Genomic DNA, 25,073 nt, shown 5'->3' on the forward strand with positions numbered 1-25,073 from the left:
TTCGGCGGACCCGGTCCTGCTCACGACGAACGGTCGATAGCCGGCGCTGGGGGCCGCGTGAGGTCGCGTCCGAGGCCATGTCTCGAAGCTGTGGTGCCGCGTCCGCTGGCTGGCGAGCCCTTGTCCGAGGAGATTCGACGGACGCCGGCTCACGTCCTCGACCTGCTCCGCCACGGTGGGGGAGGCCCGATCATACGACACCTGTCTCAAGGGAACAGGGACGAGCCGATCGTTCGATCGCACGGGCAAGCGGGAAAGATGTGCCACGTCCCGCACGCACTGTTCCAAGGAGATGATATTCGAAAAGTTGTTGTGGAGGCAGAATGTCCTTGGAAACGCTTCAAATCGCAGTTTATGCGGATTAAAACATCATTGTTTCTGAATGTAAATGTATTTATGTTAGATTTATTATGGCATTTATGACTTAAACAGCCAAATGAGAACCTATTCCTTAAATCATGTATAGACAATCCTGTCTTGTTGCATCGCAATAAAGCGCCGTTCGGACCGATATTATTCAAAACGACTTGAATCTATACCCTAATTGAGGGATACAGGCCTGCAAGCGCAATGCTAGCGTTCGCCGCATCTTTGCCATCACCCCGGCGAGGGAGTAACCAGCATGGGCAATTATATCGGAAATCCCGGCAACGACACGCTGACCGGCACGACGGCGGACGACAACTTCTTCGGCAGCGCGGGCAACGATTCCATCGCGGGTGGCGGCGGCACGACGAACGGCGATTTTATCTTTTACGGGCCGATCAATGGTTACGCCGGTATCACCGGCCCGATCACCGTGACCTTCGGCCCGACGCTCTACACCGGGACCGTGACCAAGCCGACCGGCACCGATACCTTCACCGGGATACGCGGCGTCTCCGGGACGACCGCCGCCGACACCCTGATCGGCACGACGAACACGTCGACGAATTATCGGTTCCCTATTCAACTCACCGGCGCGGCAGGCAACGATACGATCGACGGCAAAGGACTGACCATCAATATCGCCGCCTACCAGTTCAGCCCGGCGGGGATCAACGTCAACCTGCAGACGAGCACCAGCGGTTCGGACGTCTTCGGCACGGCCCAGGACGGATATGGCACGACGGATACGCTCAAGAACGTCGTGCGTGTGCGCGGTTCGGGCTTCGACGACACGATCGTGGGCAGCAACGCGTCGGACTTCTTCGACGGCAGCCTCGGCAACGACACGTATGACGGTGTCGGCAGCCAGACGACGACGAACACGCTCGCCTATGACACGATCGATTTTCAGGGCGGCGTGAGAAGCGTGACCGTAACGGCTGGAGACCCGGTCTCCGGTCTGTTCGGCGGCCAGAGAGCCTCGGTGTCGAAGGTCTCGCTGACGGGCGGAGCCAACTACACGGACACGCTGTCGAACATCTCTCAGATCCGCGGCAGTGACGCGAACGACACGTTCATCGGCACGACGGCGGCCTATTCCATCTTCGGCTACAGGTTCAGGGGCGAGGGTGGCAACGACACGTTCAACGGCCAGAACAATACTGCCAATACCGTCGATTACACCGGCGCCGACAACGCCGTCGCGGTCGATCTCAGCGCGGGGACGGCCACCGGCGACGGCAACGACACGCTCGTCAACGTCGTCTCCGTCAGAGGGTCGTTCTTCAACGACACGCTGCTCGGCAGCGCCGCGAGCGACATCTTCTCCTGGGGCGATAGCGGGCTTCATACGGTCAACGGCCGCGGCGGGGCCAACCGCGTCGCCTTCTTCGGCAACGGCGCGGTGACCATCGATCTCGGCACGACGGCGACGACGGACGGCTTCGGCGGCTACCAGGGCTCGCTCACCAAGGCGGCCGGCACGGAGACGATCCTGAACGTCGCCAACGCCCAGGGCGGAAACGGGGACGACACGGTCTACGGCACGCCCGGCAACAACCAGCTGTCGGGTGGTCCCGGAACGAACCTCATCGACGGGCGCGACGGCTACGACACCCTCGCCTACCAGTTCATCACCGGGCTCAATCCGCCAGCCCAGGGCGCGACCGTCAACCTGGGCGACGGCGTCAACGGAACCGCAACGAACCCCTGGGGCGGGACGGACACCCTGCGCAACATCGAGGCCGTCCGGGGCTCGGTGCGCGACGACGACCTGACCGGTGCGACCCTCGCAGGGGGAGCCTACAGCCTGATCGAAGGATATGGCGGCAACGACGTCTTGCGCGCTCCGTCGACCGACGCCCACGTCACGGTGACCTACGCCAACAGCCTGTCGGGCGTGACCGTCGATCTCGGTGCCGGCGTCACGAGCGACGACGGCTGGTTCGGCGGTCACGACACCCTGGTGAACATCCGCTCCGTGACCGGCTCGGCTTTCGGCGACCGCCTGACCGGGAGCGCCGGCAACGACCTGATCTCCGGCGGGGCCGGCGACGACACCCTCGACGGCGGTGCCGGTGACGACACGATCCAGGGCGGGCTCGGCACCAACACCCTCATCGGCGGGGAGGGGACCGACACGGCGCTCTACGCCATCGCGCGCGCCGACGCGACGATCACCACCCAGAACGGCGTCACCACCGTGACCGCCTCGGGCATCACCGACACCCTGACCGGCTTCGAATCCGTCGCGTTCACGGACCAGACGGTCAGCCTCGGCGGCACGACGGCCCCGCGCGTGAGCACCGACCTGAACGGTGACAAGACCTCCGACGCGCTCTTTCAGCAGGGCGCCTCGGTGGTGGCCTGGCAGGTGCAGAACGGCCAGGTGCAATCGTCCACGGGGCTCGGCAATGCCGGTGATTACCGGGCCGTCGGCACGGGCGACCTCAACGGTGACGGCACCTCCGACGTCCTGTTCCAGCAGGGCGCTTCGGTCGTCGCCTGGCAGATGCAGAACGGCCAGGTGCAGGCGTCGAACGGGCTCGGCAATGCCGGCAGCTACCAGGTGGTCGGCACCGGCGACATCAACGGCGACGGCACCTCGGACGTGCTGTTCCAGCAGGGCGCCTCGGTCGTCGCCTGGCAGATGCAGAACGGCCAGGTCCAATCCTCGACCGGGCTCGGCAATGCCGGCGATTACCAGGTCGTGGGCACCGGCGACCTCAACGGCGACGGCACCGACGACCTCGTGTTCCAGCAGGGCGCCTCGGTGGTGGCCTGGATCATGGGCAATGGCCAGGTGCAGAGCGTCGCCGACCTCGGCAATGCCGGAGCCTACCAGGTGGCGGGCGTGGGTGACCTGAACGGCGACGGCCGGGCCGACCTCGTGTTCCAGAACGGTGCCTCCGTGGTCGACTGGATCATGGGCAGCAACGGGCAGGTGCAGAGCGCCAACGCGCTCGGCGATGCGGGCGGCTACACGGTGTCGGGGGTGGGCGACTACAACGGCGACCGCACGGCGGACGTGCTGTTCCAGCAAGGACCGTCCGTGGTGGGATGGCAGGTGCAGAACGGCCAGGTGCAGTCGCTGCTCAACCTCGGCAATGCCGGCGACTACGTCGCCGTGGCCTGACGGCCGCCGCGAGGCGGGTTCCCCCGCCTCGCGCTCAGCGGATCATCCGCGGGCCGGCTTCGCGAGCGTACCGGCCTGGCGCCCCCGCACCGTCGCATTGTTGAGCGCCAGGCGTCGCGCGAGCACGTCCCGACCGATGCCCTGTGCCAGCGCGTAGCTCTCGTCGCGGTGCTTCATCGCGGTGATCGCGCCGACCAGGTCCTCGTGCAGCGCGATCCCGAACTGCTCGGCCCAGAACGCCCCTTCGGTGGCGGAGGTCGCGAACTGACGCGCCGGCGTGAAGTCGTGCGAGTGATACACCACGGCGTCGTCGACATAGGCCTTCTCGAAGCCGAGCTTGAGCATTTCGAAGGCCCAGACCTGGTCCTCGCCCCACTCCACCTCCGGATAGGGGATCTCCTTCCACACCGCCCGCGCCATGGCGGAGTTGTTGTCGGAGTAGAAGATGAGGGTCATCCACCACGGGACGCTGCCCGGATACAGCCAGCTCGGCAGGCCGACGTCGAGGCTGGTCACCGCGGACATCAGCGCGAGCTGGTCGAAATGCTCGGCCATGTCGCGCCGCGTGAAGGGATCGTGCTCCGGATAGGCCTCGTGGCGGCCGATCACGCCTGCGACCCGCGGACCCTTCGCGAAGCCGCCGATGAGGCGCGCGAGCCAGTTCTCGTCCTTGGGACGGGCATCCTGCGTGAGAACCGCCACGTACTCGCCGTCCGTGCGCGCGATGGCGAGGTTGCGCGTCCGGCCATGCTGGAACTCGCTGTTGGCGATGGTCTCGAGCCGCGCCCCGCGGTCGGCGTAGCGCCGGACGAGGTCGCAGGTCCCGTCCCGCGAGCCGCTGTCGACCACCAGCACGTCGTAGGCGAAGTCGCAGGATTGGCGCGTCACCGCGTCGAGGACCGAACCGAACGCCTCGCCGGCGTCGTAGGTCGGGATGATGACGGAGGCCTTCCGCCGCGTGACGAGGGCGGGGGCGCGGCCGAGGACCGTTCCGGCATCGATCGGCCGGCTGCCGACCTGCTCCAGGCGCTCCAGCAGGGCGGCCTCGACCCGGCGCGCGCTCGTCTCCCAGGAGAGACCGGACACGTAGGCCAGGCCGGCCGCCACCTGGGCGGCCCGCTTCGCGGGATCCCGGGCGAGGGCCTCGATGCATGCCGCGATCTCCGACGGCCTCGGCCGGGCGAGGGAGACCTCCTCCCCCGAGAACACCGCGCGGGTGCTCGGCACGTCGAGCTCCACCACGGGGAGTCCGCAGGCCATCATCTCCAGCGGGACCAGCGAGTAGTTCGTGGCCGAGAAGACGAGGCCGATATCGGCGCCGCGATAGAGGTCGCTCAGGCCCTCGCTCGAGAGAATGCCGTGATTGATGTAAGGGAATTCGATCTCCTCGACATTGACGTCCTCCTGACCGAACAGGTGGACCTCGATGCCGGGGAGGCGGCGGGCGAGTTCGTTCAGGGCCGCGATGCCGAGGCGTACGGCCCGCCTCGGCGTGTAGCCGCGCGCGTAGAAGGCGATTTTGATCGTCCGCGGCGGGGCAGGGGGCGCGGGACGCGGGAAGTAGACGTCGTGGTCGACGGCGAGATCCCAGGCCCGCACCCAGGTTCCGCGCGCCTCCATCAGGCCCTGCAGCCAGCGCCCGGCGCACAGGCAGGCGAAGCCGAGGTCGTAGGTGAGTTCGGCGACCTCCTTGATCTCGCCGGCCGGGTGGAAGGCCGGCTCGTAATCCTGCACGAAGTAGAAGCGCTCCTGGAACGAGGACGCCGTCGCGGCCGGGAAGGCGGTCCAGCAATCCGTGGCGATGAGCACGTCGCCCGAGAGCCGCCGCGTGTCGTCGTGCAGGAAGAGGACGTTCACCCGGTCGCCGATCGGCTGATACCACTCCCGGATCAGGGCCTTGGCGTGCGCCTGGTTCTTGAAGTGCACCGCGTTCTGGAGCCAGATCGTCTGCCGGTGGCCGAAGCTCTCGAGGAAGCGGACCATCCGGAAGATCGTCATGTGGCCGCCGGCGCCCGGGCCGCCGAAGCTCGGCACGATCCAGTGGATGTTCAGGCTGCGCGGGTCATGCCGGCGGTAGCGCGGCCGGAGCGGGACCGCCTCCTCGCGCGCGACCAGCGGCGTATCCCGCGGCCAGCGCTTCGCGATCGGCGCTCCGGGATCCCGCGGCGGCGGAGACGGGAGGCGCGGCAGGCGGTGGCGGGTCCGCGTCGCGTAGCGCAGCGACCGGTATCCGTTGGCGGCGATGAACAGCCCGATGATCCGCTCCAGCGCGTGCGCGAAGGTGCCGTCGATGCGTCCCGCTTCCTCCTCGAAGGCGTCCCCGTCCCGCAGGATCGCCGCGAGGGGCCGGAGCGCGCTCGTGCGGTACCACGCCATCGAGCCGGCCGGGAAATCCTGCGGATCACTGCGGCGCCGGGCCAGCCCGTGCGCCTCCAGGAACGTGTCGATGACCCGCGCATTCTGCTCGACCGCGGTGAATTCCTTGATCCGGAAATAGTTGGTCGGGTAGATCGCGCCGATCTGGTCGTCGGCCGCGAAGGCGGACATGGCGCGCGCGACGAGCGAGGCGTCTCCCAGCAGGCTGTCGAGGAGGTAGCGCCGCCACGCGGTTCCCCAGTCGATATGCGGGCTGAGCTTGGTGTGGAGATGGCCGACGATGTCGAACCGCGACCAGATGTCGGCGCAATCCACCAGGAACGGCTTGAGATCGCGTCCGATATTGGCGACGACGCGCACCTCGTGCGACGGCCCGAGCGTCTCGCGTCGCAGCAGGTTCGCCACGTAGACCGCATCCGCCTCCGTCACTGCCGTGACGACGACGTGCGCGGACGGCGGCAGGTGGCGCAGGCCAGGCAGGAATTCCGGGAACAGCTCAGGGTAGTAGCAATGGATATGGAGGCAGAGCGAGAGCCCGCCGCCATCTCCGGCCTCGATCTCATCGAGGACGACGTGGTGGGGCGGGCACGTCGCGTGGCCGGCTTCCCGCCCGAACTTCACGTAGTGTAGCAGGGGGTTATCGTTCTCCTGCGCCTCCCGCAGGTAGCGGCGGCGGTAGAAGTGCGTGTCGAAGTCCGGCGCCGGGTCGCGATTCTCGCCGTAGCCGTGCTCCATGTAGTGCTCGAAGGGATCGAAGGCGTCCCAGTTCGCCTCTTCGTTCAAGGAGACGTAGAAGGCCTCGTCGAACAGCGCGCGGCACTGCGCGACGACCGCCGGGTCGGACCGCCACGCGGCCTGCGACGGCGGAGCAGTGAAGGCGCGGGACAGCGGGTTGTTCGGATAGCCCCCGTAGAGGCGCAGGCAGACGGCGGCGGCGTCTACGCCAGGCTCCTCAGCCTCGGGATGCGAGGCGGTGAACGCCGGCACGTCAAAATTCGGGCTCGGCTGGCGCTTCTCGGCGGCGCCGTGGCGGAGATAGTGGATGAGCGGATTGGTGTCCGCGGTCGACACGTCGCGGTAGCGGGCGCGATAGTGGCGGGTGTCGAAGTAGGGCGACGGGTTGAGGCCTGCTCTCCATCCGACCCGGCAGTAATGCTCGGCCGCGTTGACGGAAGCGTCGATGTTCGCAGCAATCCGGTAGAACGCCTCGTCGAAATAGATGCTGCGCGCGATCTCCGCGCCCTCGCGACGCAAGGCGGCGGCCCTCCTGCGCGCCGAACTCCAATGCCGGAACATGCTCAACCTCTGCGGGACTTCTTCTGTTTATTGCTTCCAAAACGGCAAGGCGGCATCCGTTCGCGCCTCGCCCTTGTCTGGGCCGCTACGCTCCCAGCAGGCCCGTCCGCGGTGCAGGCGCCCCCGCCGTGAGGGCGCGCAGCACGGAAGAGAGGTGCTGCGGATCGACGGAAAACGACTTCTGGTAGAGGCTGTGAGGATCGTTCTCGTCCGGGGTGCCGAACATCACGTGGTAGGGCTGGCCGCACATCGCCGCCTGGTCCCAGAAGAACGGCTCGTTCCAGCCGCTCGGCGCGAGGTAGAGGAGCGGCGTTCCCGGTGGACAGAACACCGTGCTCGTCATGCTCGCTCCCATGATCCCGGCGACGATCTCGGCCTGCGCGAAGGCGTCGATCTGCTCGCGCAGCGACAGGCCGTCCGTCACGAGTTCGACGAAGCCGTGCTCGCTCAGGATCGGGGACAGGTCCGCGATGTTGGTGAGGCGGCGTGGCCAATGGTCCGCCCGGTTGACGAAGAGGCGCCGCCCCGGCGTGGCGCTCGCGATTGTCCGCCTCCCGAGATCCCGCACGTAAGCGAGGGCGTCCGGGTTCTTCAGGAACGGGTGCACGGAGCAGGGCGTGACGTAGAGGAGATCCTTCACCCTGACCGGGATTTCGGGATCGACGAAGCGGCTCTCGCAGGCCCGCGACCCGGCTGCCAGGGTCACGCCCTCCTGCCTGACCCGGTCGATCGCGTCGTTGAGCCGGGAGAACAGGCAGAGCAGGGGCCGGTCCACGCGCTCGAGCGCGGCGTAGCGCGTGAAGTCGTCGACGAGCCAGTGTCCGTAGTTGAATGACCCCACCGATCCGTAGAAGATGACGGCGGCTCCGCCGCTGTCCAGTTCCTGGATGTTGGTCCTGCTCCTCAGCTTGTCGGCGACGTCTCCGCCCTTCTCCTGCCTGTCGATGATCCGGAAGTTCTCGTAGAGGGGGATCAGATCGTCGCCCGACTGGAGGAAGATCATGTTCCGCCAGACCACCGCCTCCCTGATGCGGACCAAGGAGGAGGGGCTCGAACTCGCGTAGCGGCTGTTGATGTCCGCGTAATGGCTCAGCAGGACGTCGATGTCGGCGGGCGAGGGCCCGGCGACGCTCGCGGGCATCGGCCGGGCGACCGCGTGCCGGGCGAAGACCGGCTGCAGGATCCCGAACTCCGACCTGGCAGGGTCAGACACCTCGCGGATGCGCTCGAACGTGATGTGGGGATCGTGCCATTCCTCGCGTGTGTACAGGTCTCGTGGGGCGCAGGACACGCCCTCGTGGATTTGCCGTTGCATGCGATGAGCCAACTTTTCGCGATTTTCGACCGGATGTCACGTCGCCTTGGTGCCGAGCGGCCGCGGGCGTCAGCGCTCCCGCAGCCGCGAGACAATGTCCGAGTAGTGCGAGAGGTTGAAGAGCGGCATGTTCATGACGACGTCGACGTAGGTCGCGCGGGCAATGGCCTCGACGTCCTTGAACACCGGACCCGGCAGAGCGCGGGGCGCCTGCCAGACGACGGTCTGCCCGTGGTTCTCCACGATCGTCGCGTAGCTGTACGAGGGCATGAAGTGGTGAATGAAGAAGACGAGCTTGTAGACGTCGCCCATCCATGACCCGTCGGGATTCGACGTCGCCTGCCAGAATCGGCGGCTGAGATCGAGGTCCGGAAGGGATGCCGCGTAGGAGGCTGGGATGACGTCGTCGATGACGACCACGCCCCCTGGTTTCAACGCGACCGTGGCGTTGAGGAAATCGCGCAGCGTCTGCTCGAAGGTGTGCAGCCCGTCGATGTAGATTACGTCGAAACGGTGCACCGGAGCTTCCGTTTGGAAGAATTGATCGCTCGTCACGTTGAAATAGCGACAGTTCTGGTTGTCGGCCTGCTGCCTTGCCGCATCCACGTCGAACGAAAAGGTCGGATCGACCGCGATCTTCGAGCCGGCACGCAGGCCATGGAAGGTCTCGCCCTTGTCGACGCCGACCTCAAGGTAGGCCGGAGCCTCGAACAGAGCGAGCAATCCCTGCAAGACCTGATACCGTTCCATGTCCGTCAACCTGTTCGATAGGGAAGAAGCCAGGGCCATCTCCGACGAAGCGGATCCCGGTTCGTGGCAGAAAGTGCGATACAATCAAAGGCCTGGGGCGTCGCGCGCCAGCTTGCGCCGATCCGTGCCGGCAGCGGCGAACGGTTGCGGATCCCGCGTCCGGATACCGGGGGCGGGCGCAATCGAGTTCCAGGGCCGGACGGCCCTGCGAAAGGTGCAGCCCGGGTCGCATCCTGTCGAGACCTCTGCATGCTGGATGGCGGCTCGCAGACCACCCATTTTCAGTAAACGCGGTCAAATGCAAGCTGCTGGCAATCGCGGTCCGCCCCGGCTCCATTGCGGGGCGAGCCCGGCGGTCGATGGCTGTCCTGCAACTCCGACGCGGCGCGTGCGGCCGACGTTGTGATTTCCTTAGGCCAAGCTCAGTCGGGATGCAGGGGCACCGCAGTCACGATTCTCCTGTCACAAAGGATCTCCGCGAACCCTCTCGCATCGTGCCCGGATCATCGCTCGTGGCAGCGGGGCCGTCTCCTGCCGGAGTGGGAACTGGCCGGCGCTTTGCCTCATGGATCGAATGCTCTACCAGACGTCGTCGGAGCCCCCGGGGCGTGATCGTGCAGGAGGCACGCGATGACCAAGGTACAGAACTCCCGCCTTGAAGCAGTCGTCTCGGCGGAGGCCTTCCATTGGGGTGCCGAAGTCGGCGAGCGCTACCACGGCGTCGCGGCCGAGCACATGGATGCTCAGTGGCAGCAGATGTTGAAGCCGTTCTTCGACCGCTATCCATTCGACCTCACCGAGGTGGTCGACTTCGCCGCCGGCTACGGCCGCAACACCCGCAAGCTCCTGGAGACCGGCGCACGCCACGTCACCATGGTGGATGTCAACCAGGATTGCATCGCTCATCTTCGCGAGAATTTGCAGCAAGAGAACGTCACAGCCGTTCAGAACAATGGCTTCGACCTGTCTCCGTTGCCGGATGGTCGCTACACCTTCCTGTATTCGTTCGATGCCATGGTCCATTTCGACCTCGAAATCGCCATCGCTTACCTGCCGGAATTTCAGCGCATTCTCAAATCCGAGTCGTATGCCCTGATTCATCATTCAAATTATTCTGCCAACCCGGGCGGTGATTTTACCACGAACCCACACATGCGGAATTACATGACGGCCGGGATCTTCAAGCACGTCGCGATGCGCAATGGCTTCGATGTCGTGGAGCAGTGGATCTTCTCGTGGGGCGAGCCTGACAACGACTGCATCACGGTGCTCAGGAAGCGCTGACCATCGTTCCTCGCGGCGAGGCCCGCAGGCACAGCCTGGCACCGGCGACGCGCCGCGAGCAATCGAATACTCCCGTGGGGCGCCCGCAACACAGCTTCGAATTGGAGTGACACCTCTTCTTCGGCGACTTGCCAAGGCTTCGGGCGCGCTCTCCAAATCGAGGGCAGGTCGGCACGCGAAGGCTGACGAGGCGATCGCGCCGGGGAGGGGAAGATGGCGTTTCAATACACTGTGTCCGTGAACGATCCCACGAATTCGCCGAAGGCCGGTGCACTGGGCGCTGTCGTGACCGCCGCGGCGGCGCAATGGTCGAGATGGATCCGCGGGGGCGGCACGCTCGACATCCAGGTCAACGTCGCGACAACATCGGTGGGCCGCGCCAATGGCGGCGCCGCCACATCGACCTATGTGGGCATGGATGGATCGCGGCTCGTCTACGAGAACGGCACGATCTCGGAGTTGCGCAGCGGCCGCGACCCGAACGGAGCCGCTCCGGACGTCATCATCACCGTGGATCCGAACTATCTGTCGACGCTGTGGCTGGATGCGAACAGCGTCGCGCCGGCCAACATGACCGACGGCCTCAGCGTGTTCATGCACGAGATCGGCCACGCCCTCGGGATGCAGGGATGGCGCAGTCCCACCGATGGATCCCTGCCCAACTACGAGTCCACGTGGGACCGCCTCGTGGTCGTCAACGGCGACCACACCGCGTCGTTCGTCGGAACTCACGCGGTCGCCAACTTCGGCGGCCCGGTCCCGGTCACGTCGCTGAGCAACGGCCAGCAATACAACCATCTGTTCAACAGCGAGACCGAGCGCGGCGGTCAGGATTTGATGAACGGCATCGTGTTCAGGTATGCCACGCGGTACGACATCTCGACGCTCGATCTCGCGATCATGCAGGATCTCGGGATGCGCGTGGCACTCTATCAGACGGCACTCAGCGACGTGAACGGGGACGGCACGTCCGACCTGCTTTTCCAGCAGGGCGGCTCGATCGTCTCCTGGCAGGCGCAGAACGGGCAGGTCCAGGCTGCGACCGGCCTCGGCAATGCCGGCAGCTACCAGGTGGTCGGCACGGGCGACGTCACCGGCGACGGCACCTCGGACGTCCTGTTCCAGCAGGGCGCTTCGGTCGTCGCCTGGCGGATGCAGAACGGGCAGGTGCAGGCCGCGACTAGCCTCGGCAGTGCTGGTGGCTACCAGGTGGTCGGCACGGGCGACCTCAACGGCGACGGCACCTCGGACGTGCTCTTCCAGCAGGGCAGCTCGGTCGTCGCCTGGCGGATGCAGAACGGGCAGGTGCAATCTTCGACCGGGCTCGGCAGTGCTGGTGGCTACCAGGTGGTTGGCACGGGCGACCTCAACGGCGACGGCACCGATGACATCGTGTTCCAGGACGGCGCCGCGGTGGCGGCCTGGATCATGGGCAACGGCCAAGTGCAGAGCGTGGCCAATCTCGGCAATGCGGGCAGCTACCGGGTGGAAGGCGTCGGCGACCTGAACGGCGACGGCCGGGCCGACCTCGTGTTCCAGAACGGTGCCTCCGTGGTTGAGTGGATCATGGGCAGCAACAGTCAGGTGCAGAGCGCCAGCGGCCTGGGCAACGCGGGCGGCTACGCGGTGTCGGGGGTGGGCGACTACACCGGCGACGGCACGGCGGACGTTCTGTTTCAGCAGGGCGCGTCGGTAGTGGCCTGGGGGGTGCAGAACGGCCAGGTGCAGTCGCTGCTCAACCTCGGCAATGCCGGCGCCTACACCGCCGTGAGCTGATCGCAATCCTCATCTCGCCCGGGCTCTCGACGAGCCCGGCCCCGGCTTGATCCGGTCCTGCCGGTCTCCGCGGCAGGTGCGAGCTCCCTGCCGCACCCGAAGGCCTCGCGGTCACTCAAGAGATCTCCTCGCTGCGGACGAGGCAGGTCAGATACGGCTCGCGCCTGGACATGCCAGACTGTGGGGGAGGCCCGACTGGGAAAAGAGACGACCAGTCCCTTCCGCGGACCTGCTGCTTCAGGCCGGAACAAATCGGATCATGCTCGGACCAAGCGACGGATCATGCCGCATGAAACGTCGACATCGATATTTCGGAGGATCGTGCAGTCGCTCGACTTAGTTCAGAGCAACGCAGGGATGGCGGAGACGGAGGGATTCGAACCCTCGAAGCCCCTTTCGGGGCTTGCTCATTTAGCAAACGAGTGCCTTCAGCCGCTCGGCCACGTCTCCGGCTGGCCAACGCTCTAGGGAATTGGCGGAGCGCGGTCAACCGGTTTCGTGGGGTTCAGAGCAACGCGGGGCATGCGAGGGGCGTCCCGGCTTGACCCCGGGGCTCACCCGGTTGTCAGATGCTGGGCGGGGCAGGCGGGGAGGCCGGTCGTGGCGAAAGAGATCTTCGTGTCCTACGGCGTCGACGTCGACGCGGTGGCGGGCTGGCTCGGATCCTACGGCGGCGAGGACAGCCCGTGCGACATCTCCCGGGGCGTGTTCGCCGGCAAGGTCGGGGCGCCGCGGCTGCTGCGGATGTTTTCGCGATGGGGCATCGAGACGACGTGGTTCATCCCCGGCCACTCGATCGAGACCTTTCCCGACGGGATGAAGGCCGTGGCCGCCGCCGGCCACGAGATCGGGATGCACGGCTACAGCCACGAGAATCCGATCGCGATGACGCCCGAGCAGGAGGAGGCGATCTTCGACAAGTGCGTCGGGCTCATCGCCGACCTCGCCGGCAAGCCGCCCCGGGGCTACGTCGCGCCCTGGTGGGAGTTCGGGCCGAAGACCAACGAGCTGCTGCAGAAGAAGGGCATCCGCTACGACCATTCGCTGATGCACAACGATCACCACCCCTATTACGTCCGGGTGGGGGAATCCTGGACCAAGATCGACTACGCCCAGCACCCCTCGACCTGGATGCGGCCGTTCGAGCACGGCACCGAGACCCGGCTGATCGAGATCCCCGCCTCCTGGACCCTCGACGACCTGCCGCCGATGATGTTCGTCAAGGCGGCGCCCAACAGCCACGGCTTCGTCAACCCGCGCGACATCGAGCAGATGTGGCGCGACCAGTTCGACTGGGTCTACGCCAATTACGATTACGCCGTGTTCCCGATCACCATCCACCCGGACGTCTCGGGCAAGCCGCACGTGCTGCAGATGCACGAGCGCCTGTTCCAGCACTTCAAGGCCCATGACGGCGTACGCTTCGTGACCATGGAGACGATCGCGGAGGATTTCGCCCGCCGCTTCCCGTTCGAGGGCACGGCGCGGCCGGATTCCTGAACGCCCCGATGTGCGGCCTCTGCGGGGCGTTCGGGGCGCCGGATCACTGGAGCGACGGCGTGCGGAGCGGCACGCCCCAGGCGGAGCGGCGGGCCCGGGCGGACGCCGCCAACCGGGTGCTCGGACTCTACGGCCTGCGCCTCGCCGCGTGGGCCGACCGCTACACGCTCTCGGGCCGCACCGGGCGGACCGCGATGGTCGACCATCTCGGCACCCTGTGGCCGGCGGCGGAGCGCCTGGCCGGGCGCGCCTGCGACCCCCTCGATCCGGCGGTGATCGCCGCCCTGGAGGCGCGGGGATGAGCGGGCCGACCCCCGTCACCCTGCTCACCGGCTTCCTCGGCGCCGGCAAGACCACCCTGCTCGCCCGGCTCCTCCGCTGGCCCGCCCTGCGCGACACGGCGGTGCTGATCAACGAGTTCGGCGAGGTCGGGCTCGATCACCTGCTGGTCGAGCCGCTGCAGGGCGAGGTGGCGCTCCTGCGCGGCGGCTGCGTCTGCTGCAGCATCCGCGGCGACCTGAAGGCGGCGCTCATCGACCTGCACGACCGCCGGCGGCGCGGCCTGGTGCCACCGTTTCGCCGGGTGGTGATTGAGACCACGGGCCTCGCCGATCCGGGGCCGGCCGTCGCCACCCTGGTGGCCGACCCGGTCTTGCGCCACGCCTTCACGACGGCCGCCATCGTCACGGTGGTCGACGCGGTGAACGGCGACCGCACCCTCGACGCCCACGAGGAGGCCGTGCGGCAGGTGGCCTGCGCCGACCGCCTGATCCTGTCGAAGACCGACCTTGCGACCCCGGACGCCGCCGCGTCCCTGCGGGCGCGGCTCGCCGCCCTCAACCCGGTCGCGCCGGTCACGGACCTGACCCTCGCGGACATGCCGGAGGCCGCCCTCCTCACCGACGACCCGTCGGGCGAGCGCGCCGGGCGTTGGCTCTGCGCCGCGGTGCCGGAGGCGCCCCACGGCCCGGTAGGCGCGGTGCTGATCGAGAGCGGGCCGGTGGACTGGACCCGGTTCGGGCTCTGGCTCGGGATGCTGCTCAACCGGCACGGGGCGCGGATCCTGCGCCTCAAGGGCCTGGTGGCGGTCGAGGGGGCCGCGACGCCGGTGGTGATCCAGGGCGTGCAGCACCTGGTGCACCCGCCGCGCCACCTGCCCGCCTGGCCCGACGGCCTCGCCCGCACCCGTCTGGTGCTGATCGGCCACGACCTCGACGGCGACCTGCTGCGCCGCTCTTACCGTGCGTTCACGGGCGCGCAGGTCTCGACGGGCTCCGGCCTCGTCCCCCGCCACGTCCCGGAGGCGCACGCCCCGGCAAGACCGGCGGCAGCCGATCGTTAACCTTGACGGCCCTACATCTCCGACCTGTCCGGCCGACGGGAGGGTGATGCGTGAACGCACTGGTGCCGAAGGAACTCGCCGCGAAGCTCAGCGCCCTGCCGCGCCGTCCCTGCGCGTTGGGCGAGGCCGGGCACGAGCCGCACAAGCCGGTCTTCGCCGAGATCCTCGACCGGTCGGGCCACGGCACGGGCCACTTCGTCCGCTTGCCGCAGAGCATGGTGGAGATGATCACCCGCGAGGCCCGGGGCCCGGAGCCGGTCCTCCGCGAGCCCGAGCCCGAGCCGGCGCCCGAGCCGGCCGCGAAGCCCCGGCGGAAGCCCGCCGCGAAGCGCGGACCCCGCAAGGGGGACTGAGCCGCGCGGGGCGCCGGGCGAGCGGGTCCAAGCCGGTCAGCCCCACCCCGCGAAGGAGTGCCGAGGGCGGCAGCAGGGCCGCCTGCGTCGACCGACATCGACGCGCGCTTCTCCCAAGCCGGGAATGTCGCCTACGATCCTCGCATGACGACGACACCCCGCGCGGCGTCCGCCGGTCCGATCATCCTGTTCGATGCCGAATGCGTGCTGTGTTCGGCGAACGCCCGGTTCGTTCTGGAAAGAGATCGCGAGGCGAGGTTTCGCCTCGCATCCATGCAGAGCGACGTCGGCCAGTCCCTCTCCAGACGACACGGCATGGATCCGGACGATCCGGCGAGCCTGCTCGTGGTGGAGGGCGACCGCATGCGCCGGGACAGCGACGCCGTCCTCAGCATCTACGAGAGTCTCGGCTTCCCCTGGCGGCTCGCCCGGGTTCTTCGGATCGTGCCGGCCGCCTTGCGCGATCCCCTCTACCGCTTCATTGCGCGCAACCGCTATCGCCTGTTCGGCCGGCGGGACACGTGCTGGGTGGCTCCCGATCGCTACCGGGACCGCATCCTGTGAGGGACCGGCCCTGATCCCTATCAGCGCGGACGGCCCCCGATGAGAGTTCTGGTCCTGGGCGGGTACGGGGTCTTCGGCGGGAGGCTCGTCCGGCTCCTGCAGGACGTTCACGACCTCGAACTCGTCATCTGCGGTCGCAGCCTCGACCGGGCGCGGGCCTTCTGCGCGTCGCATCACGGGGTGACGCGGGTCGAGCCGCTGGCTCTTGACCGGGCGGACATCGCGGAGGCGTTGCGCGCCCGACGGCCGGATCTGGTGGTCGATGCGTCGGGTCCGTTCCAGGATTACGGCTCCGACCCGTACCACGTGATCGAGGCTTGCATCGCGGCAGGCGTCGACTACCTCGACTTCGCCGACGCGGCGGACTTCGTCTTCGGCGTGTCCCGGTTCGACGAGCGGGCGAGGGAGGCTGGCGTCGTGGTCCTCTCCGGCGTCAGCAGCTTTCCCGTGCTGACCGCCGCCGTCCTGCGCGCGATGGCCGCGACCATGGAGATCCGGGCCGTCGAGGGCGGCATCGCGCCCTCGCCCTATGCCGGGATCGGCCTCAACGTCATGCGCGCCGTGGTGGGCTATGTCGGCGGTCCCGTGAAGCTGCTGCGCGGCGGCCGGACGGTCGATGCCCTGGGCCTGACGGAGAGCCGCCGGTTCACGGTCGCGGTGCCGGGGCATCTGCCCCTGCGGAACCTGCGCTTCTCCCTCGTCGACGTGCCGGACCTGCAGGTCCTTCCGCCCGAGCATCCCGCGATGACCGACATCTGGATGGGGGCCGGGCCGGTGCCCGAATCCCTGCATCGGGTGCTCAACCTCCTGGCCAAGGCGAGGGCGCGGTTCGGGCTGCCGGCCCTGACGCCGTTCTCGACGCTGTTCCACGCGGTGCTGAACCGGTTGCGGTTCGGCGAGCATCGCGGCGGCATGATCGTGTCCGTGCGCGGATGCTCCGGGGGGCGCGACGTCGTCCGCAGCTGGCATCTCCTGGCCGAGGGAGACGACGGCCCGCTGATCCCGTCGATGGCGATCGAGGCGCTGATCCGGAAGACGCTGCGCGGCGAACGGCCCGCACCTGGTGCCCGGTCCGCGGTCCGCGCCCTCGACCTGGACGATTACCAGGCGTTGTTCGCACGCCGCGCGATCGTCTTCGGCTTCAGGGACGACGACGGCGGCACAATCTATCGCCAGGTTCTCGGGCCGGCCTTCGATGCGCTGCCCGCCCCGGTCCGCGCCCTTCACGAGGGATCCGGCATCCGGCGCTGGACGGGTTCGGCGACCGTACGGCGGGGAACCGGGCGCGTCGCCCGCCTCCTCTGCGCGCTGGTCGGCTTCCCGGATGCGGCCCGGAGCGTGCCCGCCACGGTCACGTTCACGCCGGAGCACGGGGGCGAGAGGTGGACGAGGACCATCGGCGGGAAGACGTTCGCGTCGTTCCAGGCGGCCGGAACGGGACGGGACCGCTACCTGCTGACCGAGCGGTTCGGCATCGCGACCTTCTCGATCGCCCTCGTCCGTGACGGAAAGCGGCTCCTGTTCGTTCCCAGGCGATGGTCGATCCTCGGGCTTCCGATGCCGCAATCCCTGCTGCCGGCGGGCGAGAGCTTCGAGACCGAGATCGACGGACGCTTCGCCTTCGACGTCACCATTCGCGCGCCGCTCGTCGGACTGATCGTCGCCTATCGCGGCACGCTGGAGCCCGCAGCGACGGTGTCACCTCCGGCGGTCCGCGACCGATCAGATCACGTTTCGTGAGATCGTGCGCCGACCCGCCGCCGCCGGGCGGGGAGGGACGACGCGCGCGACCCGTCATCTGACCTCCGCGAGGGACCCCGGGGAAGCGCTCCGTCAGCGCCCGCCCTCCGGGCCGCCGAGGCTCCAGCGCTCCCGCAAGGCCTCCGCCACGAAGGCGAGCACCGTCGCGGAACTCCGCACCAGGCGGCTCATCGTCAGGATGCCGTGCGTCTGGTCGGAGAGGTGCAGGGCGGTCACCGGCACGCCCTCGCGCTCGAGGCGGTGGGCGTAGGCCCGAGCCTCCTCGCAGAGCGGATCGTGACCGCAGGTCAGCACCAGGGCGGGCGCCGTGCCGGCGAGGCTCGCGGCGCGGGCGGGCGAGGCGCGCCAGTCGCTGCGGTCGCGGGCGTCGGGCGCGTAGTGGTCGACGAAGTAGCGCATCGTTCCGGCGGTGAGGGGCTGGCCCTCGGTGATGCGCTCGAACCCTTCGCTCGTCAGGCCGAGGTCGAGGGAGGGGTAGAGCAGCACCTGCATCGTCGTCCGCGGCAGGGTGCCGTCGCGGCCCATGAGCGCCAGCACCGCCGCGAGGTTGCCGCCGGCGCTGTCGCCGCCGACCGCGAGGCGGGCCGGATCGACCCCGAGCCCCTCCGCCCGCTCGGCCACGAAGGTCAGCGCCGCGGCCGCGTCCTCGACGGCGGCCGGGAAGGGATGCTCGGGGGCGAGGCGGTAATCGACCGCGATCACGCAGGCCTGCGCCAGGTTGGCGAGGCGCCGGCAGATCCAGTCGTGCGACTCGATGTTGCCCAGCACCCAGCCGCCGCCGTGCAGGTAGAGGAGACAGGGCAGGGCCACGTCCGGCGCGGTGCCCTCGCCGCGGTAGAGCCGCAGGGGCACCGGCCCGGCGGGGGAGGGCGCCGCGAGGTCGCGCACCTGGGCGACGGGGTCCGGCGGCGGCTGCAGCGCCCGGCGCCCGGCCGAGTAGCTGCGCCGCGCCGCCTCGGGCGGCAGCGCCTCGAGGGGCTGCGCGTTGGCGGCGCGCAGCATCGCCAGCAGGGCCTGGACGTCGGGGTGAAGAGCAGGCATCGGGAACTCGAACAGGTCGCGGGGCGGAAACCTTAGCAGGTTCCCGCCCGGGTGTTTTCGCTCAGGCTTCCGCCGTCGGCCAGGCGAAGAAGCCGCGGCCTTCCGATTCGAGGTGGCGGTTCAGCACCATGCGGTGGACCTCGTCGGCCCCGTCGACGAGGCGGGCTTGGCGGGCGTAGCGGTAGATCCACTCCAGCACCGTGTCCTTGGAGTAGCCGCGGGCGCCGTTGATCTGGATGCCGATATCGGCCGCGCGGTGCAGGGTGTTGGCGACGTGGACCTTGGCCATCGAGACCTCCTTGCGGGCGAACCGGCCCTGGTCCAGCTCCCAGGCGGCGCGCATCACCAGCAGCCGGCCGATCTCGATGTCCATCGCCAGCCCGCCGAGCATCAGCTGCACGCTCTCGCGGTCGGCCAGCCGCACGCCGAAGCCCTCGCGGGTAGCGGCGTATTCCTGGGCGATCTCGACGCAGCGGCCGGCGAGGCCGAGCCAGCGCATGCAGTGGGTGAGGCGGGCGGGGCCGAGGCGGACCTGCGTCACCTTCAGGCCCTTGCCCTCGCCGCCGAGCACGTCCTCGGGCTTGATGGTCAGCCCGTCGAAGGCGAGTTCGCAATGGCCGCCATGCTCCTCCGGGCCCATGATCGGGATGCGGCGGACGATCTCCCAGCCCGGCTGGTCGCGGTGGAACAGGAAGGCGGTGAGCCCGTAGCGCGGATCGTCCGAGGTGCGGGCGATCAGGATGAAGTGGGCCGCGTCCTCGGCGCCGGTGATGTACCACTTGCGCCCGGTGATCCGCCAGGAGCCGTCCGGCTGGCGCTCGGCCCGGGTGCGGATCATCGACGGGTCGGAGCCGCCGCCGGGATGCGGCTCGGTCATCGCGAAGGCCGAGCGCACGGCGCCCGAGACGATGGGCTCGAGCCAGCGCGCCTTCTGCTCCGGCGTGCCCAGCGCCTCCAGCACCATCATGTTGCCGTCGTCGGGAGCGGCGGAGTTGAACACCACCGGCCCGAAGATCGAGCGGTTCATCTCCGTGTAGCAGGCCGCCATCCCGACCTTGCCGAGGCCCTGGCCGCCGGTCTCGGGCTTGAGCTGCAGGCACCACAGGCCCGCCGCCTTCGCCTTGGCGCGGAGTGCGGCCAGGGCCTCGGGTCCGATGTTCTCGTGCTCGTCCCAGGTGCTGCGGTCGGCCTCGACGGGCAGGATCTCGCTCTCGACGAAGGCCGCGATGCGGGCGCGATACTCCTCGATGCGCGGGGAGAGCGTGAAGTCCATCGGTGGTTCCTCCGGTATGGCACTATATTTCCCAACGCTTGCGCCGCCCGGAGGCCCGCGGTCAAGCGCTGTCCGCCCCGCTACTTGCCGCGGGGCGGCCCGGTCGGGACCAGGAGGGCGATGCGGTAGGTGCCGTTCTCCCGCCCGATCAGGAAGATGCTGGTCGGCGCGGCGTCGCCCTCCACCGGCGGCTCGTCGAACACCACCCGCAGCCGCTCCGTCACCGGCATGTTGGCCTTGAGCGTGCCCCGCGCCGTGGCCTCCGCGAGGCCGTCCTCCGGCATCGGCTCGAGGGCGGCCCGCTTGATCGGCCGGCCGAAGCCGGAGCGGATCTGGTAGAGGGTCAGCCGCCGCCGCTGCGCCCGCATGCCGGACCAGTTCACCAGGCGCTCGAAGGCCGGGAGGTCGTGGTCCCGCAAGGCGGCCGTGACGTAGGCCACGAGGTCGTCGGGCCGGGCGGGGAGGGGGGCGGCCGGGCCGGACCCGGCGGCTCCCGCTTCCGGCGCGGGTTGCGCGCCGGCCGGTCCCGCCGCCCCCGCGAGGAGGGCGGCGAGGGCCAGGGCGGCGAGGCGCGGCCCCGGCTTCACGTGACAGCCCCTCACTTGGCGGCCGCCTCCTCGCCCATGACCCGGAACACCCAGATCACCCCGCCCTGCGGCAGGACGCTGACCCGGCGCTCCTCGGGGATCAGGGCGTTGATGCCGCTCAGCATGCGCTCGGCATCGACGCCCCAGCCGGCCTGGACCGCGATGTACTGGATCCCGTCGATCATGTAGCTCGACGGCACGCCGGTGACGCCGGAATTGAGCCGGGTCTCCCACAGCACCTTGCCGGTGGTGCCGTCGAGGGCCCGGAACTTCCGGTCGCTGGTGCCGCCGGCGAAGATCAGCCCGCTGCCGGTGGTCAGCAGCGGCCCCCAGTTGGCCGAATCCTGGAAGTCGTGCTGCCAGGCCTTCTTGCCGGTCTTCGGATCCCAGGCCTGGATTGCCCCGATGGCGAAGGGCTTCGACTTGTCGACGCCGTCGCGCAGGCGCAGCGAGTTCAGCACCTCGTCGATCGGAATGCCGATATAGAGCTCGCCGGGCTTGCGCGTGCCGGCCTGGGCGCCGGCCAGCTCCGAGCACAGGTTGTCGTTGGAGGGGATGTAGAACAGCCCGGTCTTCGGGTTGTAGGCCTCCGGCGGCCAGTCCTTTCCGCCCCACAGGCCGGGGCAGAACGCGGCGCGCTTGTTGATGCCCGGGATCTTGGCCTGATCGTAGGTCGGCCGCCCGGTCTTCGGGTCGAGGGAGGCGAAGACGTTCTGGTACACGAACGGCTTGCCGTCGACGAAGCTCAGGGGCCCGTCCTTGCTGCGCTCCAGCGTCCAGAGATAGCCGTTGCGGCCGGCGTGGATCGCGGCGGGGATCTTCTTGCCGTCCCGCTCGATGTCGATCAGCACGGGGGCCGACACCTCGTCCCAGTCCCAGCCGTCGTTCCAGTGGTACTGATGGTGGCCCTTGATCTTGCCGGTGTCGAGGTCGAGGGCGACGACCGACGAGGTGTAGAGGTTGTCGCCCGGCCGCGCGTCAGGCGTCCAGGGGCCGCCGTTGCCGGTGCCGAAGTAAGCCAGGTTCGCCGCAGGATCGTAGCTGCCCTGGATCCAGACCGAGCCGCCGCCGGTCTTCCAGCTGTCGCCCTTCCAGGTATCGGCCGCCGGATCGCCGGGGCCCGCCACCGTGTAGGTCTTCCAGGCCTCGTTGCCGGTCTCGGCGTCGAGCGCCGTGATGAAGCCGCGCACGCCGTACTCGCCGCCGGAGACGCCGACCACGACCTTGCCCTTCGCCACCAGCGGCGAGAGCGTCATGTAGTAGCCGTCCTGCCAGGGGGCGACGCACTTCTCCCACTTCACCTTGCCGGTCGTGGCGCCGAGCGCGACGACGCAGGAATCGGTGGTCGTCATGTAGACGCTGTCGCCGTAGAGGCCGACGCCGCGGTTGGTCGGGTGGAGCTGGGACAGCTCCGGCGGCAGCTCCTTCTGGTAGCGCCACAGGATCTCGCCGGTGCGGGCGTTGATCGCCATCACCTGCGCCTGCGGGGTCGTCACGAACATCACGCCGTTGTTGACGATCGGCGGAGCCTGGTGGCCCTCGCTGACGCCCGTCGACAGGCTCCAGGCCGGAACGAGCTTGGTGACGTTCTTGGCGGTGATCTGGTCGAGCGGGGAGTACCCCCAGCTCTGGTAGTTGCCGCGGTACTGCAGCCAGTTCTCGGGCTCGGGATTCGCGAGGCGCTGGTCGGTGACCGGCTTGTAGTCGACCGGACCGGCTTGCACCGGCGCACCGGCGAGCGCGAGGGCCACGGCGCTGGGCGCGACCGCGGCGAGCCAGCCCCTGGCTCCGACGAGACGTGACATGCTGCTCTCCTGACCGAAGGGGCGGCCGCGGGCCGGCCCGGCATTTCCTCAGACCCTGGTGTGGCTCTTGTCCGGGCCCGCGTCGTTGATGCGCGGGTCTCGGTGATCGGCGGCACGCGGACGCGCCGCCGCACCTTGGATGGACGGCGCGCGGAGCGCGCCGCAGGAGGCCCGCTCAGGCAGGGCCGGGGCCCGGCTTCCCGATGAAGGCGCCGGCGACCATCAGGGTGCCGCCCTCGCCCCTGGCGAGAGGCAGAACCGGCAGGCGCTTGCGCGCCGGCCCCTTGGCGACCCGCCCGCCCTCGGCGGGCAGGAACTCGGAATGGTGGCAGAAGCAGCTCAGGCGCCGGCTGTCGTGGTTCCAGCCCGTGATGGTGCAGCCCTGATGGGTGCAGACGCCCGAGACCGCCACGACGCCGTCGACGGTGTGGGCGCGCTGATCCTCGGGGATCTGATCGGGCGCGACCCGTACCAGGATGATCTTGCTGAAGCGCGAGCCCTCGCGCTTGACCCCCTGCGGATCGACCGCCACCGCCTCGACGAGCTCGCCGCCGACCGGCAGGCCGTCGAGGGTGACGGGCTGGCCCGCCTTCGCGCCGTCGCCGAGCACCAGCCGGTCGCCCTTCTGCGGCAGCATGTCCTCCGGCCCCGCCCAGGCGGTGCCCGCCGCCGCACAGCAGGCGACCGCGCCCACCACCACGCTGCGCCGGTCGAGACCATGCGCGCGCTGTCCTCCCTGAGCCATCATTCCTCCGGTCAAAACGCTCTTTGTTCTTATGGTTTTCTATATGAGTAGCCGAGCGGTCGGTCGCGTCAACCCAATTCGTGCAGCACACGTTCCGCGTTTCGGGCTCGTGATCGCCGCATTTGTTGGTGCAATGCGAAGAACGACTGTGCAGTGCGGCAGGACGTCAGCGGGCGAGGGCCGCCCGGAGCGCCGCGGCCAGCGCCTCGGGCGCCACCGTGTAGGGCAGCCGCCCGAGAAGGTCGCCCGCGGGCCCGACGAGGAAGAGGTCGCTCGGATGGTCGACGGTGCCGTCATGGCGCCGGATCGGCGCCGCGTAGGCGGCGGCGAGGCCGTCGATGGTTGCCACGGGGCCGGTCACCGCCACGATGGCGGGGTGGAAGGTGTCGAGGTAGCGGGCGAGCACTGCCGGACCGTCATGCTCCGGATCGGCCGCCACCATCACCGGCACCAGCTGGGACAGCAGGGCCGGCGGCAGGTCGTCGAGGGCCTGGGTCACCGTCATCAGCGCGGTGGGGCAGAGGTCCGGGCAGCGGGTGTAGCCGAAATAGACCAGGCGCAGGCGGCCGGCGAAGCGGGCCTCGCTCACCGGGGCGCCGGTCTGGTCGACGAGGCCGCGCCCGGCCGGCCAGACCAGGGGGCCGGCGGCGGCGGAGAGAGCCGCGGCGGGACCGGACAGGGCGGCGGACAGCGCCAGGCTCAGGCCCAGGCGCCGCAACCATGACGATGCTGAACCCATGACTTCAACCTCACGCCGCGATACGATCTAAGCGTGCCCGCGGGTAGGCGCCAACGGCTCAGCCGGCTCTATTCACGAATCTCGCAGGTTTTTGACGCGCGACCGCGCACCGCATCTTCCAGGAACCCTCCCGCGCGGCGCCGTGCAGGCATCCTTAACCTTCCCGGCGTGGGCCCCGGCGTTCCGGACAATCCGACGCTTCGAGGCAGCCGTCGCTTAACGTCACCGGGGTTTGATCCCCCCATCGCCGCACGGGTCGGAGCGGCCGGTGAGAGCCGGAGCGGCCCGCGCGGGCTGCCACGAAGGGGGACGTCTTGGGGACCATCAAGCAGCTCATCACCCTGTCCGGGCCGATGCTGGCCTACCTGAGCGCCGTGCCGATGCTGCGCGCGGCCCCGTTCCTGCGCCGCTCCCCGCCGCCCCTCCTCGACGGGCCGGTGCAGCGGACCAGCGACTTCCCGGCGGTGCAGCCCCCGGCCGAGCCTTACGCGCCGCCGCGCTCGCACATCCTCTCCGGCAACCCGGTCCAGACCGCGACCTACATCTACGTGAGCCCCGACAACCTGTTCGCCGCCGGCATCTGGACCTGCGAGCCGGGCAAGTTCCGCATCGACTTCGGCCGCGCGGAATTCATCCAGATCCTCGAGGGCGTCGTCGTCGTCACCGACGCGGAAGGGTGCGCCAGGACCTACCGGGCGGGCGACGCCTTCGTGACCCCGAAGGGCTTCTCGGGCACCTGGGAGGTAATCGAGCCGATCAAGAAGCACTTCACCTGGTACGGCTCCGGCGAGTGAGGCCGGCGGCCGAGAGAGGCCGACCTTCGGTTCCGTTCTCGAATTCGCGGCAAGCTTTGATCCGATGTCGAGAATTCAAGAGGGATCGACATCGATGCGTCGGCGTCCTGGGCCGTTTGGTGTAAGAGCCTGCTTGACTTTCTGGACAGTATGAACACCCACTTCGTCGTTCCGGGCTCCGCTGCGCGGCCCCGGAATGACATGCAGGGTGTCAAATTGTCGGATCCAATCAAATAGGCTCTGACACCACTCCTGAACGTCGCCCGCGTG

Annotated in this window: 19 protein-coding genes and 1 tRNA gene; 10 read left to right on the forward strand and 10 right to left on the reverse strand. The window is 68.8% G+C overall.

The genetic code is table 11. The features are described 5' to 3' along the window. Positions 1–622 precede the first annotated feature (622 nt). Positions 623–3,502: a beta strand repeat-containing protein gene (locus VQ02_RS00480; protein ID WP_048442188.1), complete on the forward strand. Its 2,880-nt coding sequence runs from the start codon at positions 623–625 to the stop codon at positions 3,500–3,502. A 42-nt stretch (positions 3,503–3,544) separates the two neighbouring features. On the opposite strand, the gene VQ02_RS34510 is transcribed toward VQ02_RS00480, so the two are convergent. From VQ02_RS34510 to VQ02_RS34515, 3 genes are all read right to left on the reverse strand, one after another. Further along, the gene (locus VQ02_RS34510; protein WP_053080073.1) at positions 3,545–7,132 is read right to left on the reverse strand and encodes a rhamnosyltransferase WsaF family glycosyltransferase; all 3,588 of its coding nucleotides are present in this window, start codon (positions 7,130–7,132) and stop codon (positions 3,545–3,547) included. Positions 7,133–7,259: 127 nt separating this feature from the next. Then, positions 7,260–8,489 (reverse strand): glycosyltransferase family 61 protein, encoded by a 1,230-nt coding sequence (locus VQ02_RS00490; RefSeq protein ID WP_048442189.1) that lies wholly within the window; start codon positions 8,487–8,489, stop codon positions 7,260–7,262. Between the two features lie 69 nt (positions 8,490–8,558). Then, complete coding sequence (locus tag VQ02_RS34515) at positions 8,559–9,239, reverse strand: class I SAM-dependent methyltransferase (protein ID WP_167350689.1); 681 nt, start codon at positions 9,237–9,239, stop codon at positions 8,559–8,561. A gap of 630 nt (positions 9,240–9,869) precedes the next feature. Between VQ02_RS34515 and VQ02_RS00500 the strand changes: the two genes are divergently transcribed. Together VQ02_RS00500 and VQ02_RS00505 are read left to right on the forward strand one after the other, a co-directional pair. After that, the gene (locus VQ02_RS00500) at positions 9,870–10,523 is read left to right on the forward strand and encodes a class I SAM-dependent methyltransferase (protein WP_053080077.1); all 654 of its coding nucleotides are present in this window, start codon (positions 9,870–9,872) and stop codon (positions 10,521–10,523) included. A 213-nt stretch (positions 10,524–10,736) separates the two neighbouring features. Beyond that, positions 10,737–12,299, forward strand: coding sequence for an FG-GAP repeat domain-containing protein (locus VQ02_RS00505; RefSeq protein ID WP_048442190.1), 1,563 nt, complete (start codon positions 10,737–10,739; stop codon positions 12,297–12,299). 358 nt (positions 12,300–12,657) lie between these two features. Here VQ02_RS00505 and VQ02_RS00510 read toward each other — a convergent pair. Continuing rightward, positions 12,658–12,749: transfer RNA gene (locus VQ02_RS00510), tRNA-Ser, on the reverse strand. A gap of 150 nt (positions 12,750–12,899) precedes the next feature. On the opposite strand from VQ02_RS00510, the gene VQ02_RS00515 reads away from it, so the two are divergent. From VQ02_RS00515 to VQ02_RS00540, 6 genes are all read left to right on the forward strand, one after another. Beyond that, a complete protein-coding gene (locus VQ02_RS00515; RefSeq protein WP_048442191.1) occupies positions 12,900–13,799 on the forward strand; it encodes a polysaccharide deacetylase family protein in 900 nt (299 codons plus the stop codon). An 8-nt stretch (positions 13,800–13,807) separates the two neighbouring features. Further along, a complete protein-coding gene (locus VQ02_RS00520; RefSeq protein WP_048442192.1) occupies positions 13,808–14,101 on the forward strand; it encodes a hypothetical protein in 294 nt (97 codons plus the stop codon). Further along, entirely contained in the window at positions 14,098–15,141 is a 1,044-nt protein-coding gene (locus VQ02_RS00525) for a CobW family GTP-binding protein (protein WP_063838455.1), read from the forward strand. The genes VQ02_RS00520 and VQ02_RS00525 overlap by 4 nt, the downstream gene beginning before the upstream one ends. Positions 15,142–15,191: 50 nt before the next feature. Beyond that, positions 15,192–15,494 carry a hypothetical protein gene (locus tag VQ02_RS00530; protein WP_048442193.1) on the forward strand — a complete coding sequence of 101 codons (303 nt, stop codon included), beginning with the start codon at positions 15,192–15,194 and terminating at the stop codon, positions 15,492–15,494. A 144-nt stretch (positions 15,495–15,638) separates the two neighbouring features. Then, entirely contained in the window at positions 15,639–16,058 is a 420-nt protein-coding gene (locus VQ02_RS00535; protein ID WP_048442194.1) for a thiol-disulfide oxidoreductase DCC family protein, read from the forward strand. A 39-nt stretch (positions 16,059–16,097) separates the two neighbouring features. Beyond that, entirely contained in the window at positions 16,098–17,798 is a 1,701-nt protein-coding gene (locus VQ02_RS00540) for a saccharopine dehydrogenase family protein (RefSeq protein ID WP_048442195.1), read from the forward strand. A 93-nt stretch (positions 17,799–17,891) separates the two neighbouring features. On the opposite strand, the gene VQ02_RS00545 is transcribed toward VQ02_RS00540, so the two are convergent. The 6 genes from VQ02_RS00545 to VQ02_RS00570 all read right to left on the reverse strand — a co-directional run bounded on the left by VQ02_RS00545 (position 17,892) and on the right by VQ02_RS00570 (position 24,009). Beyond that, positions 17,892–18,860, reverse strand: coding sequence for an alpha/beta hydrolase (locus VQ02_RS00545; RefSeq protein WP_048442196.1), 969 nt, complete (start codon positions 18,858–18,860; stop codon positions 17,892–17,894). A 61-nt stretch (positions 18,861–18,921) separates the two neighbouring features. Beyond that, the gene (locus tag VQ02_RS00550) at positions 18,922–20,133 is read right to left on the reverse strand and encodes an acyl-CoA dehydrogenase family protein (RefSeq protein WP_048442197.1); all 1,212 of its coding nucleotides are present in this window, start codon (positions 20,131–20,133) and stop codon (positions 18,922–18,924) included. A gap of 80 nt (positions 20,134–20,213) precedes the next feature. Beyond that, positions 20,214–20,735, reverse strand: a complete 522-nt coding sequence (locus VQ02_RS00555) for a hypothetical protein (RefSeq protein WP_157080429.1) — start codon at positions 20,733–20,735, stop codon at positions 20,214–20,216. Next, a complete protein-coding gene (locus tag VQ02_RS00560) occupies positions 20,732–22,525 on the reverse strand; it encodes a PQQ-dependent dehydrogenase, methanol/ethanol family (RefSeq protein WP_048442199.1) in 1,794 nt (597 codons plus the stop codon). Before VQ02_RS00560 ends, VQ02_RS00555 begins: the two co-directional genes overlap by 4 nt. 175 nt (positions 22,526–22,700) lie before the next feature. Further along, positions 22,701–23,270 (reverse strand): QcrA and Rieske domain-containing protein, encoded by a 570-nt coding sequence (locus VQ02_RS00565; RefSeq protein ID WP_063838456.1) that lies wholly within the window; start codon positions 23,268–23,270, stop codon positions 22,701–22,703. A 166-nt stretch (positions 23,271–23,436) separates the two neighbouring features. Beyond that, a complete protein-coding gene (locus VQ02_RS00570; RefSeq protein ID WP_048442201.1) occupies positions 23,437–24,009 on the reverse strand; it encodes an SCO family protein in 573 nt (190 codons plus the stop codon). 314 nt (positions 24,010–24,323) lie between these two features. Between VQ02_RS00570 and VQ02_RS00575 the strand changes: the two genes are divergently transcribed. Further along, a complete protein-coding gene (locus tag VQ02_RS00575) occupies positions 24,324–24,803 on the forward strand; it encodes a cupin domain-containing protein (RefSeq protein WP_245239576.1) in 480 nt (159 codons plus the stop codon). Positions 24,804–25,073: the final 270 nt, after the last annotated feature.

The sequence above is a fragment of the Methylobacterium variabile genome, from assembly GCF_001043975.1.
GTDB classification, from domain to species: domain Bacteria; phylum Pseudomonadota; class Alphaproteobacteria; order Rhizobiales; family Beijerinckiaceae; genus Methylobacterium; species Methylobacterium variabile.